This is a genomic window from Enterovirga aerilata (genome assembly GCF_013044135.1).
GTDB classification, from domain to species: Bacteria; Pseudomonadota; Alphaproteobacteria; order Rhizobiales; family Beijerinckiaceae; genus Enterovirga; species Enterovirga aerilata.
In genome coordinates this window covers 279784-294011 of sequence record NZ_JABEPP010000005.1, presented here as the reverse complement: position 1 = coordinate 294011, position 14228 = coordinate 279784, and the positions used below count along the sequence as shown (strand labels likewise).

Genomic DNA, 14228 nt, shown 5'->3' with positions numbered 1-14228 from the left:
GGGCCGGCTCGGGAAGGGGTGATCGTCACTGTGCGGCGTGGGAGCGGCGGCTCGCGTCGCGGTCGAGGGGTGGGGCAGCGGCGGGTCCGGTGTCGCGGGCGACGCCCGTACCCGTGAGCCGGCGGAGAAACCGGCGCGGGCCGCGCGCGGCGTCCTGACCGGGCTGGCCAGGGGCCCCGGCGACAGCGGCGCGTGCGAGGGCGGCGCGCCCGATCTCCGCCAGATCCGGATCGTCGAGGCCGGACAGCGCGCGTCCCGCCTCCTGCAGAAAATTCGGCGTCCCCGTCTCGAGCGAGCGGCGGAGCCAGGCGAGCGCTTCCCCGACCCGGCCCGTCTCGATGGCGTGGGTCGCGAGGTTGTACTGCGCCCAGCAATCGCCGGCCTCGGCCGCCCGTCGGTACCAGTCCAGCGCGGCGTCGGGATCCGGCTTGGTGCCCCAGCCCTCCTCGTGGCAGCGCCCCACGAAGCCCATCGCCTTGGCGTTCCCGCGCTCGGCGCTCGTCAGGAACCAGGCGAGCGCAGCCGCAGGGTCGTGCGGGACGCCATCGCCGTAGAGCAGCATGCAGGCGAGATTGTAGGCTCCCCAGTCGGAGCCCTTCTCGGCGGCGCGGCGGAACCAACGTGCCGCCTCCGCATGGTCCACGGGGACGCCCCAGCCGAGCTCGTGGCAGCGGCCGACCATGTTGATACCGTCGACGCTTCCGAGCTCCGCGGCCCGATGGAACCAGCGGTAGGCGGCCGCACGGTCCTGCGCGACGCCGCGGCCGTCCAGCAGCATCTGCGCCCAGACGACCTGCGCCGCCTTGAACCCGTGCTCGGCCGCCGAGCGGATGTAGCGCGCGACGTCGCGCGGCTCGGAGCGCATCACCGCCGCCCAGTCGGCTGCGCTCATACGGCGCAGCTCGAATGCCGAAACGATGTCGTCCGAGGTCAGGCTCGCCGCCGACATGACACTCCGATGCGCTTCTTGTGCCCTGTGCCGCGCGTTGGCCGTCTGCGCCGCGCGCAAGCCGCAGCCGGGACGGAGCGGGCGCCGACCTTTAGAGCATGGCCGCCCTAGGTCAAGGCTAATTGCCGGAAGATTATAGATTAGAAAAGATACAAACAAGAGATCGACTGGCAGTTTCTTTGATTTGGAACAGCTTCAAACTGCATTAAGCTCCAGTTTGTTGCGGTTCTAGGATAAAATCCTTGCGTGATGTGAATGATGATCATAGAAGCGAGGGAGGTTTCTGGGGCGAAGCAAATGAACGAGTCGTTTTCGTTGCGCGATCATGGCGGACATGCGGCGCTGGGCGCCAGCCTGGCCGCGACACTGGGTACGTTCCTCCCGGCCGACGCCTGGGCGCAGGAGGCGGGCCCGACCACGCTGCCGCAGATCAGCGTTGAATCGGCCGGCGGCTCCCCTGCGAACACGAACCTGACGCCGATCGGCACCTCGCGCCTGCCCGGCACGGTCCAGGACACGCCGCAGACCATCAACGTCGTGCCGCGCGAGATCCTGGAGCAGCAGAACGTCACCACGCTCGAGCAGGCGCTCCGGAACGTGCCGGGCGTGACGGTCTCGGTCGGCGAGGGCAACGGGGGGCTCAACGGCGACCAGTTCCGCGTCCGCGGCTTCCAGGCCAAGAACGACCTCTTCGTCGACGGCCTGCGCGATTTCGGCGTCTACCAGCGCGACAGCTTCAATACCGAGAGCGTGCAGGTCCTGAAGGGGCCGTCCTCGGAGGCCTTCGGCGTCGGCACCGTCGGCGGGGCGATCAATCAGGTCTCCAAGCGCTCGTTCCTCGGCAACGTCATCAACATCGACGGTTCCTTCGGCACCGGCTTCCTCGGCCGCGGCACCTTCGACGTGAACCGTCAGATCGACGCCACGACGGCGATCCGCCTCAACGGCATGGTCAACCAGCAGGACATCGCCGACCGCAACAACGTGAAGTCCGACCGCTGGGGCATCGCGGCCTCGCTCGGCTTCGGGCTCGGCACCGATACGCAGTGGCACCTGAACTACTTCCACCAGTACACGGACCGGACGCCGGACATGGGCGTGCCGACGATCCAGGCGCCGGGATGGCGCTATGCGATTCCGGCGACCGAGTTCGGTCTGCCGCGGCAGACCTCCTATGTCCGCTCCACCGACCGCGACAAGTCGAGTACCGATCTCCTGACCTCGCTGATGAAGTGGCAGGTCAACGACTGGCTGACGGTCACGAGCGACACCCGCCTGGCCTTCTACGACCGCAACTTCTCGCAGACAAATCCCGCCGGCTGCACCGCGGCCTGCGCCACCAACTTCCTGGCGGGCGGCAATCCCGTGATCGGCTACGGGGCCGGCGGCGGCATGAGTTTCCTGCAGAACGACTGGGGCGTCGAGAACGTCACGGCCGGCACGGCCAAGTTCACCACCGGCCCGTTCCGGCATGAGGCGGTGTTCGGCGTCAACTACTTCTACCAGGACAGCGAAAGGCAATCCTTGACCGCGGTCGGCGGACGCCTGCCGCAGAACATCCGGACGCCGGCCTTCGCCAACGCGAGCACCTTTATCCGCAATCCTGCCGGCCGCCGGCTCTCCGACAGCGAGGATATCGGCCTGTTCGCGCAGGACCGCGTCTGGATCGTCGACCAGCTCTCGATCCTGGGCGGCATCCGATGGGACAGCTTCTCGAGCACGCTCCGGACCAGCAACGCGGCGGGGCTGCTCGGCCCGACGACGAGCAACAACAACGAGTTCGTCAGCCCCAAGGTCAGCGTGATCCTCGAGCCCACCAAGGATCAGACCTTCTACATGACCTATGCGCAGGCGACTTCGCCCACGGGCCAGTACGCGGCGAGCGCCACCGGCATCGAGTTGCCCTCGACCTTCCTGCCGCCGGAGCGCAGCGAGCTCTACGAGGTCGGCGCCAAGATCAACGTGCTCGACGGCAAGCTCGGCCTGTTCGGCTCCATCTTCCGGGTTAACAAGGACGGCTCCTTCGATGTCGACCCGGTGACCGGGGTCGCGGTGGCGGGCCCGCTCGATGCGGGCGAGAGCCGTCGCGTCCACGGGGTCGAGATCGGCGCCTCCGGCAACATCACGGAGGAATGGAACGTCCAGCTCGCCTATGCCCGGCTCGATGGCCGCGTCGTGCGCACCAATACGGGCACGAATGTCGGCAACGTCGCGCCCTATGTGGCGGACGACAACTTCTCGGTCTTCACGACCTACAACATCGCGCCGCACCTCGCCATTCCGGGCAAGCTCCTGGTCGGCGGGGGGGTATTCTACCAGTCGGAGTACTTCGCGGACAGCGGCAACGTCACGCGGGTCCCGGCCTCGCTGTCGGTGGATTCCCTGATCTCCTACGAGGTCAACAACATCCGCATCGCGCTGAACGGCTACAACCTCACGGACGAGCTGAACTACGGCGCCGCCTTCAACGGCCGTGTGACGCCGGCTTCCGGGCGGACCTTCGTGGGCAGCTTCGGCGTCCGGTTCTGATCATCGGAGGCGGCCCGGCCCTTCCCGGGCCGCCTCCCGCGTTTGAGTGAGACCACCGTGCTTGTTCAGGTTCGCAATGTGCTCACCGCCGAGGAGGTCGCGCAGTGCCGCGGCATTCTCGAGAGCTCGTCCTGGATCGACGGGAAGGCCACGGCCGGCGAGGTCGCCGCCAGGGCCAAGCGTAATCTCCAGGTGCCGGAGAATTCGCCCGAGGCGCGGACGCTCGGCGACATCATCCTGAAGGCGCTTGGCCGCAACCCGGTCTTCAACTCGGCCGCGCTGCCGCTCCGCGTGCTGCCGCCGATGTTCAACCGCTACGACGAGGGCATGTCGTTCGGGGCGCATGTGGACGGGGCCGTGCGGGCGATCCCCGGGGCGGGGATGCGTATGCGGGCCGACGTATCGACGACGCTGTTCCTGACCGATCCCGCCGATTACGACGGGGGCGAGCTCGTCATCGAGGATTCCTACGGGAGCCATTCGGTGAAGCTGCCGGCCGGCGACATGGTCGTCTACCCGACCACGAGCCTGCACCGGGTCGAGCCGATCACGCGCGGCTCCCGCTGGTCCTCCTTCTTCTGGACGCAATCCATGGTGAAGGACGACGGCAAGCGCACCCTTCTCTATGACCTCGACCTCGCCATCATCGAGACCCGCAGGAACCTGCCCGACGACAGCCGGGCCGTGGTGGCGCTCACCAATTGCTACCACAACCTGCTGCGCCGCTGGGCCGAGCTGTGAGCCTGCGTGACGACCGCAAGCAAGAAGAAGCGCCGGTCCTACTGGCTCAAGCAGCTCCATCTCTGGCACTGGGTCTCGTCGGCGATCTGCCTGATCGGCCTCCTGCTCTTCACGGTCACCGGCATCACGCTGAACCACGCGGCCGAGATCGAGGGGAAGCCGCATGTGACCACGCGCGAGGCGCGGCTTCCGGACAGCCTCGCGGGCGGACTCTCGGCCGGGCCGCAGAAGGGCAAGGCCCCGCTCCCGCCCGAGATCGCGGCCTGGCTCGGCCGGGAGCTCGGCCTCGACCTCTCCGGCCGGCAGGCCGAATGGTCGGCGGGCGAGGCCTATGTCTCGCTGCCGAGAGCCGGCGGCGACGCCTGGCTGACGGTGGCGCGCGACACGGGCGAGGTCACCTACGAGCGCACCGATCGCGGCTGGATCTCCTTCCTGAACGACCTGCACAAGGGCCGGAACACCGGCGCCGGCTGGCGCTGGTTCATCGACGTCTTCGCGGTCGCCTGCCTCGTCTTCGCGATCACCGGCCTCGTGCTGCTGCAGCTCCATTCGCACAACCGGCCGAGCACCTGGCCGCTCGTCGGCCTCGGGCTCCTGGCCCCCGTCCTGCTCATCCTCCTCTTCATGCACTGAGACGCTGACCGATGCGCCTTCTCGTCTACGCCGCCGCCGGCGGAATCGCGGCCACCCCGCTCGCGGCGGCCGAGCTCCTGGTCTCGGTCGAGATCCCGCGCCTGAACGTGTCCGAGTACCACCGGCCCTATGTCGCCGTGTGGCTCGAAGGCGCGGGCCAGAAGGTGACCAATCTCGCCGTCTGGTACGACCTCGAGATGAAGAACGGCGAGGGCGCGAAATGGCTCAAGGACATGCGCACCTGGTGGCGCCGCTCCGGCCGCGAGCTCGCCATGCCGGTCGACGGGATCAGCGGCGCGACCCGCCCGCCCGGCAGGCACCAGATCGCCTTTGCGGGCGACAGGGCGCCCGTCGCGGAGCTCGCGCCGGGCGAGTATACGCTGGTCGTGGAGGCCGCGCGCGAGGTGGGCGGGCGCGAGCTGCTCCGCGTTCCGTTCCAGTGGCCCCCCGCGGCCCCGGTCAAGGCCGAGCAGAAGGGCGAGTCCGAGCTCGCCGCCATCGCCGTCGAACTGAAACCCTGATCCCGAGGAGGACCCGATGCGCTCCGCCCTGAAACTCGCCGCCCTGGCCCTCGCGGCCGCGACCGCCCTCGCCACCCCTGCGGCGGCCCACCGGATGTGGATGCTGCCCTCCGCGACCGTGCTGTCGGGCGGCGACCAGTGGGTCACGGTCGATGCCGCTGTGTCGAACGACCTCTTCTATTTCGAGCACGTCCCGCTTCGCCTGGACAACCTGACGATCACGGCGCCGGACGGCTCGCCCGCGAAGCCCGAGAACGTCTCGACGGGCAAGTACCGCTCGACCTTCGACGTCCATCTCACCCAGCCCGGCACCTACAAGATGGCGGTCACCAACGACGCCGTCTTCGGCAGCTACAAGCTGGGCGGCGAGCAGAAGCGCTTCCGCGCCATGGGCGGGAAGCTGCCCGAGATTCCCGAGACCGCGACGGATATCCGCCTCTCGCAGGCGCAGGGCCGGCTGGAGATCTTCGTCACCTCGGGCAAGCCGACCGAGACCGTCCTGAAGCCGACCGGCAAGGGCCTGGAGCTCGTCGCCGAGACGCATCCGAACAACCTCGCGGCAGGCGAGGAGGCGAAGTTCGCGCTCGTGCTCGACGGCCAGCCCGCGGCCGATGTCGAGGTCGAGGTGGTGCCGGGCGGCAACCGCTACCGGTCCAAGCTCAACGACTTCAAGGTGAAGACGGACAAGGACGGCAAGTTCACCATCAAGTGGCCCGAGGCCGGCATGTACTGGCTGTCGGCCTCCGTCCAGGACGACAAGGCGACGATCAAGAACGCCCGCCGGCGCGCCTCCTACACCGCGACGCTCGAGGTCATGCCGCAATAATGGCCGCCCGGGCGGCCGCTCCGGCGCGCCGCGTCCTCGTCCCGCCCGTCGCCGGCCCGCTCCTGCGGCCGGCACCCGGGCCGGTCCGGACCCTCGCCGGGGCCGCCATGGGCACGGGCTGGTCCGTGAAGCTCGCCGGCCGGCCCGATCTGTCCGACGGCCTGATCCGGGGGACCGTCCAGCGCGCGCTCGACCGGGTGATCGCGCAGATGAGCGGCTGGGAGGCCGGCTCGGACCTGTCCCGCTACAACGCCGCCCCGCCCGGTACCTGGCACGATCTGCCCGAGGAGTTCCTGCTCGTCCTCCGGACGGCGCTGCGCATCGCGGAGGTCTCGGAGGGCGCCTTCGATCCCACGCTCGGCGCGCTCGTCGGTCTCTGGGGTTTCGGCCCCCCCGGGCCCCGCCCCGGCCTTCCCGATCCCGAGGCGCTGGCGCAGTCGCGGCACGAGGCGGGCTGGCGGCGGCTCCGGCTCGACGGGTCGCGGCTGCTCCAGCCGGGCGGCCTCGCGCTCGACCTCTCCGGCATCGCGAAGGGATTTGCGGTCGACCTCGTCGCGGCGGAGCTCCGGCAGCTGGGGCTCGCGAGCTTCCTGGTCGAGATCGGCGGAGAGCTGCGCGGGGAGGGCGTGAAGCCCGACCTCTCGCCCTGGTGGGTGGCGCTCGAAACGCCTCCGGGCGCGGCGGGGCTACCGACGACGCTCGTTGCGCTGCACGGCCTGTCGGTCGCGACCTCGGGCGAGTACCGCCGTTTTCGGGATGTCGGCGGGACCCGCCTGTCGCACACGCTCGACCCCGCGACCGGCGCGCCGAGCGCCGCGGGCGTGCTGTCGGCCAGCGTCGTCCACGGGAGCTGCATGGAGGCGGACGGCTGGGCGACGGCGCTGGCCGTGCTCGGGCCCGAAGCGGGCCTGGCGCTCGCGGCCCGGGAAGGGCTCGCGGCCCGCATCCTCCACCGCCAGCGCGACCGCGTCGTCGAGACCTGCACGCCCGCCCTGGAGCGCCTTGCGGATTGAGGGCCGTCCGCCGGCCCCGGACCTGCCCGTGGTTAAGGGGGCGGAAAGACATCCTGCAGGATTGTCGCGGGATCGCGATCCTGTGGGTCCATCTTGGCGCTGCACGACCAGTTCGAACTCCGGCGCATCCATTACGGGATGGATGAGGCGACGCAGGCCCTCCTCCGGGAAGTCTGGCGGCTCGCCGGCCCCGAGATGCTGGCCGCCATCGACGAGAACGTGCGCGAGGCGGCGAAGCTGCCGCCCCCGATCGGGCCGCTCATGGCGTCCCGCGGGCCGGAGATCGCGCAGCTGTCCAGGGACCACCTGCCGAAGCTGCTCCTCGGCCGGTTCGACGCCGCCTGGGCCCGGGACTGCCTCTCGCTCGCCGCCGCCGAGCTCGCCATGGGGCTCGACGCCCGGCATCGCACGGGCGTGAGCCGCTTCATCCAGGAGGCCGCCTACAAGGCGATCGGGCGCAGATGCCGCTTCAACGGGGCCAAAGCCGTGCGGCTCTGCGACGCGCTCGGGCGCGCGCTGCTGCTGGAGGTCGCCTGCTCGGTCATCTTCCATTCGCACGAGCTCACCCGGAAGGCGGACGAGCGCGCCGAGCGTCTCGACCAGGCCATCTCCGATTTCGAGGGCGCCGCCTCCGGCGTCCGCTCGAGCCTGAACGAGCTCGCGGCTGCGCTCATGGGCACCTCCGGCCGGCTTTCCGCCCTCGCCCAGGATGCGGGCCGGGACGCCGCGGCGGCGCTGGCCGCGAGCGGTGACGCATCGGCCAATGCGGGCATGACGGCCACCTCCACGCAGGAGCTCTCGGCCTCGATCGCCGAGATCGACGCCCATGTCCGGCGGACGGCCGAGCTCGCCGGACGGGCCGCCCTCGACGCGGAGCGCACGGATGTCGGCATCAACACGCTGATGAGCGCGGTCGAGAGGATCGGCTCGGTGGTGGACCTGATCGCCGAGATCGCCGCCCAGACGAACCTGCTGGCGCTCAACGCCACCATCGAGGCCGCTCGCGCCGGGGAGGCCGGCCGCGGCTTCTCGGTGGTCGCGCAGGAGGTGAAGAGCCTCGCCGGCCAGACCGCCAAGGCCACCGAGGAGATCGGCCGGCAGATCGAGCTCATCATGGAGGCGACGCGCCGCTCGGTCGGCGAGATCGCGGGCATCCGCGAGGCGGTGTTCGACATGCGCGGCAGCGCGACCACGGTGGCGGCCGCGATCCACCAGCAGAACGCCGCGACGAATGCGATCGCGGAAAACGCCCAGTTCACGGCGGATCACATCGCGACCGCCCGGCGCGCCGTCTCGACCGTCGAGAACGCGATCGAGCGCACGGCCGAGGCGGCCGAGACGGTGCTGGCCACCTCGCGCAGCATCGCCGAGCGCACGGGCGCGCTGGACGGCGCGATGTCTGTGCTCTTCGACCGCGTGCGCTCCGCCTGATCGTCGCCCGAGCGGTCCCGGCGCCGGCTGATTGACGCCCGGGCGCCGCCCCGGTCTAATCCTTGCAGGGCGGGCCGGACCGTCTCAGCAGGGGCATCAGACGTGAAGCGTAGCATCCTCGGCGCGGCGTCCATCGCCGCTCTTCTCGCCTGCGCGGGCGCGGCCGGCGCGCAGCAGGCCGCCTCTGGCAGCCCCAAGAAGGGCGGAGCTCTCCAGGTCGTCGTCACGCCCGAGCCGCCCATGCTCATGCAGGGCCTGAACCAGAACGGCCCGACCAACATGATCGCGGGCAACATCTACGAGTCGCTGCTCCGCTACGACGAGAAGCTGAACCCGATGCCCTCGCTCGCCAAGAGCTGGGAGATCTCGCCCGACCAGACCGTCTATACGTTCAAGCTCCAGGAGGGCGTGACCTGGCACGACGGCAAGCCCTTCACGGCCGACGACGTCGTCTTCACCCTCGACAAGTTCCTGCGCGAGGTGCATCCGCGCTGGCGTCCGATCGTGAACGCCCAGGTGAAGGCGATCGAGAAGGTCGACGATCTCACGGTCCGCGTGTCGCTGAAGCAGCCCTTCGGGCCCTTCATGCTGTCGCAGGAGGTCGCCTCCGCGCCCATGATCCCGAAGCACGTCTACGAGGGGACGGATTTCCGGGCGAATCCAGCCAACAATACGCCGATCGGCACGGGGCCGATGAAGTTCGGCGAGTGGCGCAAGGGCTCCTTCGTCAAGCTCGTCCGCAACGAGGCCTATTGGGACAAGGACAGGCCCCATTTCGACGAGATGTATTTCCAGTTCATCCCGGACGCGGCGGCGCGCGCGGTCGCCTACGAGACCGGCAAGGTGGACGTTCTCACGGGCGGCGCGGTCGAGATCTTCGACGTCGCCCGGCTCGCCAAGCTGCCGAATTCGTGCGTGACCACCAAGGGCTGGGAAATGTTCGCCCCCCATGCCTGGATCACGCCGAACACGACGCGCGGCATCCTCGGCAACAAGACCTTCCGCCAGGCCATGATGTACGCGATCGACCGCGATTTCGGTCGCGACGTCATCTGGTCGGGCTACGGCAAGATCCCGACCGGGCCGATCTCGTCGAAGACGAAGTTCTATTCGGCCGAAGGCGTCAAGATCTACAAGTACGATCCCGAGATGGCGAAGAAGCTCGTCAAAGAATCGGGTTACAAGGGCGAGAAGCTGCAGTTCCTCGGCCTGCCCTATGGCGAGACCTGGCAGCGCTGGGCCGAGGCGATCAAGCAGAACTTCGCCGATGTCGGGATCAACATGGACATCGTGTCCACGGACGTGCCCGGCTGGACGCAGCGCACCTCGAACTTCGATTTCGACCTGACCTTCAATTTCCTCTACCAGCTCGGCGACCCGGCGACGGGCGTCGCCCGCTCCTACGTCTCGACGAACATCGTGAAGGGCAACCCGTTCGGGAATGTGGGGAGCTATTCGAATCCGGAGGTGGACAAGCTCTTCGCCGAGGCCGCGATCGCTCCGGCCGAGGCCCGCCAGGCTCTCTACACGAAGGTGCAGCAGATCCTTGCCGAGGAACTGCCCGTGCTCTGGCTGCTCGAGCTCGACTTCCCGACCGTCTACCGCTGCAACGTGAAGGACCTCGTGACGACCGCGATCGGCATCAACGATTCGGCGAAGAACGTCTGGAAGGAGTAGTTCACCGTCATTCCGGGGCTCGCGAAGCGAGAGCCCGGAACCCATAAACGGCGACGCTGGGCATGCCCTACCACGTGTACATGCTTGCCAGTCGCCGGCACGGGACTCTCTATCTCGGCGTGACCAACAACCTCGCGCGCCGGGTCTGGGAACATAAGACGAAGATGATCCTGGGTTTCTCGGCCAAGTACGGAGTCGACCGGCTGGTCTGGTACGAGGCTTATGACCGTATCGATGAGGCGATCGCGCGAGAGAAGGCCCTGAAGAAGTGGCGGCGAGACTGGAAGTTGCGGCTGATCGAGGAAATGAACCCGGAGTGGGAAGATCTGTATCTTGTTCTCAATCGGTAGCGTTTATGGGTTCCGGGCTCGCCTGCGGCGCCCCGGAATGACGCCCTCGCCCTGATGCTCCGCTTCCTCGCCTCCCGCCTCGCAAAGGGCGTGGTCGTCCTCCTGGCGATCGCGGTGCTGAACTTCGCCTTGATCCGCGCGGCACCCGGCGATCCGGCGACCGTGATGGCCGGGGAGGCGGGGGCGGCGGACGAGGTCTTCGTCCAGCAGCTCCGGGAGCGCTTCGGGCTCGACCGGCCGATGGTCGAGCAGCTCGGAATCTACCTGAAGGGCATCCTCACGCTCGATCTCGGCTTCAGCTACCGGCAGGGGAGGTCGGTCGCCTCGCTGGTCGGCGAGCGCCTGCCGGCGACGCTGCTCCTCACCGGCTCCGCCTTCGCGATCTCGCTCCTGCTGGGCACCGCGCTCGGGGCGCTGGCGGCCCGGCGCGCCGGCACATGGGCCGATACCGCGATCACGACCGCGGCGCTCCTCTTCTATGCGACGCCGCTGTTCTGGATCGCGCTGATGAGCCAGATCCTGTTCTCGCTGAAGCTCGGGCTCGTGCCGAATGTCGGCTACGAGACGATCGGGGCGGGCTATACGGGCCTCGCGCGCGTCCTCGACATCCTGCACCACCTGATCCTGCCCGCCCTGACGCTCGGGCTCTTCTTCACCGCGCTCTACGCCAGGATGATGCGGGCCTCGATGCTGGAGACCGCCGGGTCCGACTATGTCCGCACGGCCCGCGCCAAGGGCGTGAGCCCGAGCGTCGTCACGCGCCGGCACGTCGCCCGCAACGCCATCCTGCCCGTGGTGACGCTCGCCGGTCTGCAGGCCGGGCAGATCGTCGGCGGCGCGATCCTCACCGAGACCGTCTTCGCCTGGCCGGGCATCGGCCGGCTGATGTTCGAGGCGCTGGCGCAACGCGACTACCAGGTGCTGCTCGGCGTGTTCTTCGTCTCCTCCGCGATGGTCGTGCTGTTCAACCTGGTCACCGATCTCGTCTACCGGGCGGTCGATCCGCGCATCCAGGTGGGCGGGTGATGGGCATCTTGCGATCCGTCGATCGCCTACCCTCCCCACGAAGGGGAGGGGAGACATGACCTTCCTCCGCCGCTTCGCCCGCAATCGCGGCGCGCTGATCGGACTGCTCGTGCTCGCGCTGATCGTCGCGGCCGCGGTCGCCGCGCCGGTGCTCTATCCCACCTCGCCCTGGCGCATGGTCTCGCGGCCCTTCATGGCGCCCTTCGCGCTCGAACGCTTCCCGCTCGGGACCGACGCGCTCGGCCGCGACGTCGCGGCGGGCCTGATGCACGGCGCCCGCGTCTCGCTCCTGATCGGCTTCGTCTCGACCCTCGTCGCCCTCCTGATCGGGGTGCCGCTCGGCGCGGTGGCCGGCTATTTCGGGGGCATCGTCGACGACCTCTGCATGCGCTTCACCGAGCTGTTCCAGACGGTGCCGAGCTTCGCGCTCGCCATCGTCATCGTCGCCATCCTGCAGCCCTCCATCACCTCGATCGTGCTCGCGATCGCGCTCGTCTCCTGGCCGCCCGTGACCCGGCTGGTGCGCGGCGAGGTGCTGTCGCTGCGCTCGCGCGACTACGTCCAGGCGGCGATCACGGTCGGGCAGCGCACCCCCCGCATCATCTTCGGCCAGGTGCTGCCGAACACGGTGGCGCCCATCATCGTGATGGCGTCCCTGATGATCGCCTCCGCGATCCTGCTCGAATCCTCGCTCTCCTTCCTCGGCCTCGGCGACCCCAACCTCATGACCTGGGGCTACATGGTCGGGGCCGGCCGCACGCGCCTCATCGAGGCGTGGTGGATCTCCTTCTTCCCCGGGCTCGCGATCTTCCTCGCGGTGCTCGCCCTCAACCTCGTCGGCGAGGGCCTGAGCGACGCGCTCAATCCCCGCCTTGCCCGAGAGGCCCGATGACAGCTCCCGTCCTCGAGATCGAGAATCTCACGCTCGCCCTTCCGGCGATGGCCGACCGGCCCTTGGCGATCCAGAACCTGTCGCTCTCGATCGCGCCGGGCGAGACGCTCTGCGTCGTCGGCGAATCCGGCTCGGGCAAGTCGTTGACCGCGCTCGCGACGATCGGGCTCCTGCCGCGGGCCGTGAAGCCGGCGGGCGGCGCCATCCGGCTCGCCGGCCGCGACCTCCTCCCTCTCTCCGAGCGCGAGATGCAGGACATCCGCGGGCGCGAGATCGGCATGATCTTCCAGGAGCCGATGACCTCGCTGAACCCGGTGATGCGGGTGGCGGACCAGATCTCGGAGACCTTCGAGGCGCATGGCGCCCTGGACCGCAGGGGGCGCCGCGAGCGCACGCTCGAGCTCATCGCCGAGGTCGGGCTGCCGGACCCGCCCGCCATCGCCAGGGCCTATCCGCACGAGCTCTCCGGCGGCCAGCGCCAGCGCGTCATGATCGCCATGGCGCTCGCCATGGAGCCGAAGCTCATCATCGCGGACGAGCCGACGACCGCGCTCGACGTGACGACCCAGGCGCAGATCCTGAAGCTCATCGACGCGCTGCGGAAGAAGCACGGCACGGCCGTGATGTTCATCACGCACGATTTCGGCGTCGTCGCCGAGATCGCCGACCGCGTCGCCGTCCTCCAGCACGGCATCATGGTCGAGGAGGGGCCGGCCGCGGCCGTGCTGCACATGCCCCAGCACGACTATACCAAGCGCCTGCTCGCGGCCGTGCCGTCGCTCGTCCCGCCGCCGCCCAAGGACCTGTCCGGCGCCCCGAAGGCGTTCCAGGTCAAGGACCTCAGCAAGACCTACAGGGGCCGCGGGTTCTTCCGGCGCGGGCGCGAGGTGAAGGCGGCCGACCACGTCTCGTTCGAGATCGGGCGCGGCGAGACGCTGGGCCTCGTCGGCGAATCCGGCTCCGGCAAATCGACGGTCGGGCGCTGCGTGATGCGGCTCATCGAGCCGGACGAGGGCCAGATCCGCATCGGCGATCTCTCCATCCGCGAGCTGACGCAGGCGCAGTTCCGCCCGCAGCGCAAGCGCATCCAGATGGTGTTCCAGGATCCCTTCGCGTCGCTCAACCCGCGCCGCACGGTCGGCCGCATCATCGCGGAGGGCCCGATCGCGCAGGGCGTGCCGAAGCGGGAGGCTCTGGAGAAGGCGAGGCGGCTCCTCGACCTCGTCGGGCTCAGCGCCAATGCGGCCGACCGCTACCCGCACGAATTCTCCGGCGGCCAGCGCCAGCGCGTCGGCATCGCGCGCGCGCTCGCGCTGGAGCCCGAGGTGCTGGTCGCGGACGAGCCGGTCTCGGCGCTCGACGTCTCGGTCCAGGCGCAGATCCTCGCGCTCATGCAGGACCTGCAGAAGCGGCTCGGCCTCGCGATCCTGTTCGTCACGCACGACCTGCGCGTCGCGGCGCAGATGTGCGACCGCATCGCCGTGATGCAGAAGGGCAAGATCGTCGAGCTGCAGCCGACCGCCAAGCTCTTCGAGAACCCGCAGCACGCCTACACGAAGGCGCTGCTCGCCGCCGTGCCGGGCGGGCGGGACGTGGGCGCGACCCTTGCGGCCGCCGGCATCGAGCCAAGCGGCTGAGCA

General features: G+C 69.3%; 13 protein-coding genes. 12 read left to right on the top strand and 1 reads right to left on the bottom strand.

Annotated features, from left to right (window positions below; translation table 11 throughout):
- Positions 1-25: 25 nt before the first annotated feature.
- The gene (locus HJG44_RS18535) at positions 26-949 is read right to left on the bottom strand and encodes a tetratricopeptide repeat protein (RefSeq protein WP_171219804.1); all 924 of its coding nucleotides are present in this window, start codon (positions 947-949) and stop codon (positions 26-28) included.
- A 297-nt stretch (positions 950-1246) separates the two neighbouring features.
- Here HJG44_RS18535 and HJG44_RS18530 point away from each other — a divergent pair, with 297 nt between their 5' ends.
- The 12 genes from HJG44_RS18530 (at position 1247) to HJG44_RS18475 (ending at position 14225) form a co-directional block, all read left to right on the top strand.
- On the top strand, positions 1247-3478 hold the full coding sequence (locus tag HJG44_RS18530) for a TonB-dependent receptor (RefSeq protein ID WP_171219803.1): 2232 nt from the start codon (positions 1247-1249) through the stop codon (positions 3476-3478).
- Between the two features lie 57 nt (positions 3479-3535).
- Positions 3536-4219 (top strand): Fe2+-dependent dioxygenase, encoded by a 684-nt coding sequence (locus HJG44_RS18525; protein WP_171219802.1) that lies wholly within the window; start codon positions 3536-3538, stop codon positions 4217-4219.
- Between the two features lie 6 nt (positions 4220-4225).
- The gene (locus tag HJG44_RS18520) at positions 4226-4852 is read left to right on the top strand and encodes a PepSY-associated TM helix domain-containing protein (RefSeq protein WP_171219801.1); all 627 of its coding nucleotides are present in this window, start codon (positions 4226-4228) and stop codon (positions 4850-4852) included.
- Between the two features lie 11 nt (positions 4853-4863).
- Positions 4864-5373, top strand: a complete 510-nt coding sequence (locus tag HJG44_RS18515; RefSeq protein ID WP_171219800.1) for a DUF2271 domain-containing protein — start codon at positions 4864-4866, stop codon at positions 5371-5373.
- A gap of 16 nt (positions 5374-5389) precedes the next feature.
- On the top strand, positions 5390-6199 hold the full coding sequence (locus tag HJG44_RS18510) for a DUF4198 domain-containing protein (RefSeq protein ID WP_171219799.1): 810 nt from the start codon (positions 5390-5392) through the stop codon (positions 6197-6199).
- Entirely contained in the window at positions 6199-7212 is a 1014-nt protein-coding gene (locus HJG44_RS18505; protein WP_171219798.1) for an FAD:protein FMN transferase, read from the top strand. Before HJG44_RS18510 ends, HJG44_RS18505 begins: the two co-directional genes overlap by 1 nt.
- A gap of 93 nt (positions 7213-7305) precedes the next feature.
- On the top strand, positions 7306-8643 hold the full coding sequence (locus HJG44_RS24065; protein WP_171219797.1) for a methyl-accepting chemotaxis protein: 1338 nt from the start codon (positions 7306-7308) through the stop codon (positions 8641-8643).
- 102 nt (positions 8644-8745) lie between these two features.
- A complete protein-coding gene (locus HJG44_RS18495) occupies positions 8746-10320 on the top strand; it encodes an ABC transporter substrate-binding protein (RefSeq protein WP_171219796.1) in 1575 nt (524 codons plus the stop codon).
- A 62-nt stretch (positions 10321-10382) separates the two neighbouring features.
- On the top strand, positions 10383-10670 hold the full coding sequence (locus HJG44_RS18490; RefSeq protein WP_171219795.1) for a GIY-YIG nuclease family protein: 288 nt from the start codon (positions 10383-10385) through the stop codon (positions 10668-10670).
- A 54-nt stretch (positions 10671-10724) separates the two neighbouring features.
- Positions 10725-11696, top strand: a complete 972-nt coding sequence (locus tag HJG44_RS18485) for an ABC transporter permease (protein WP_171219794.1) — start codon at positions 10725-10727, stop codon at positions 11694-11696.
- Between the two features lie 55 nt (positions 11697-11751).
- Positions 11752-12588, top strand: a complete 837-nt coding sequence (locus HJG44_RS18480) for an ABC transporter permease (protein ID WP_171219793.1) — start codon at positions 11752-11754, stop codon at positions 12586-12588.
- Positions 12585-14225 (top strand): ABC transporter ATP-binding protein, encoded by a 1641-nt coding sequence (locus tag HJG44_RS18475; protein ID WP_171219792.1) that lies wholly within the window; start codon positions 12585-12587, stop codon positions 14223-14225. Before HJG44_RS18480 ends, HJG44_RS18475 begins: the two co-directional genes overlap by 4 nt.
- Positions 14226-14228: the final 3 nt, after the last annotated feature.

What these genes read in the sequence shown, in the direction of transcription:
- HJG44_RS18535 (WP_171219804.1), bottom strand. Translation starts at nt 949, where the DNA reads ATGTCGGCGGCGAGCCTGACCTCGGACGACATCGTTTCGGCATTCGAG.
- HJG44_RS18530 (WP_171219803.1), top strand. Translation starts at nt 1,247, where the DNA reads ATGAACGAGTCGTTTTCGTTGCGCGATCATGGCGGACATGCGGCGCTG.
- HJG44_RS18515 (WP_171219800.1), top strand. Translation starts at nt 4,864, where the DNA reads ATGCGCCTTCTCGTCTACGCCGCCGCCGGCGGAATCGCGGCCACCCCG.
- HJG44_RS18510 (WP_171219799.1), top strand. Translation starts at nt 5,390, where the DNA reads ATGCGCTCCGCCCTGAAACTCGCCGCCCTGGCCCTCGCGGCCGCGACC.
- HJG44_RS18505 (WP_171219798.1), top strand. Translation starts at nt 6,199, where the DNA reads ATGGCCGCCCGGGCGGCCGCTCCGGCGCGCCGCGTCCTCGTCCCGCCC.
- HJG44_RS18490 (WP_171219795.1), top strand. Translation starts at nt 10,383, where the DNA reads ATGCCCTACCACGTGTACATGCTTGCCAGTCGCCGGCACGGGACTCTC.
- HJG44_RS18485 (WP_171219794.1), top strand. Translation starts at nt 10,725, where the DNA reads ATGCTCCGCTTCCTCGCCTCCCGCCTCGCAAAGGGCGTGGTCGTCCTC.
- HJG44_RS18480 (WP_171219793.1), top strand. Translation starts at nt 11,752, where the DNA reads ATGACCTTCCTCCGCCGCTTCGCCCGCAATCGCGGCGCGCTGATCGGA.
- HJG44_RS18475 (WP_171219792.1), top strand. Translation starts at nt 12,585, where the DNA reads ATGACAGCTCCCGTCCTCGAGATCGAGAATCTCACGCTCGCCCTTCCG.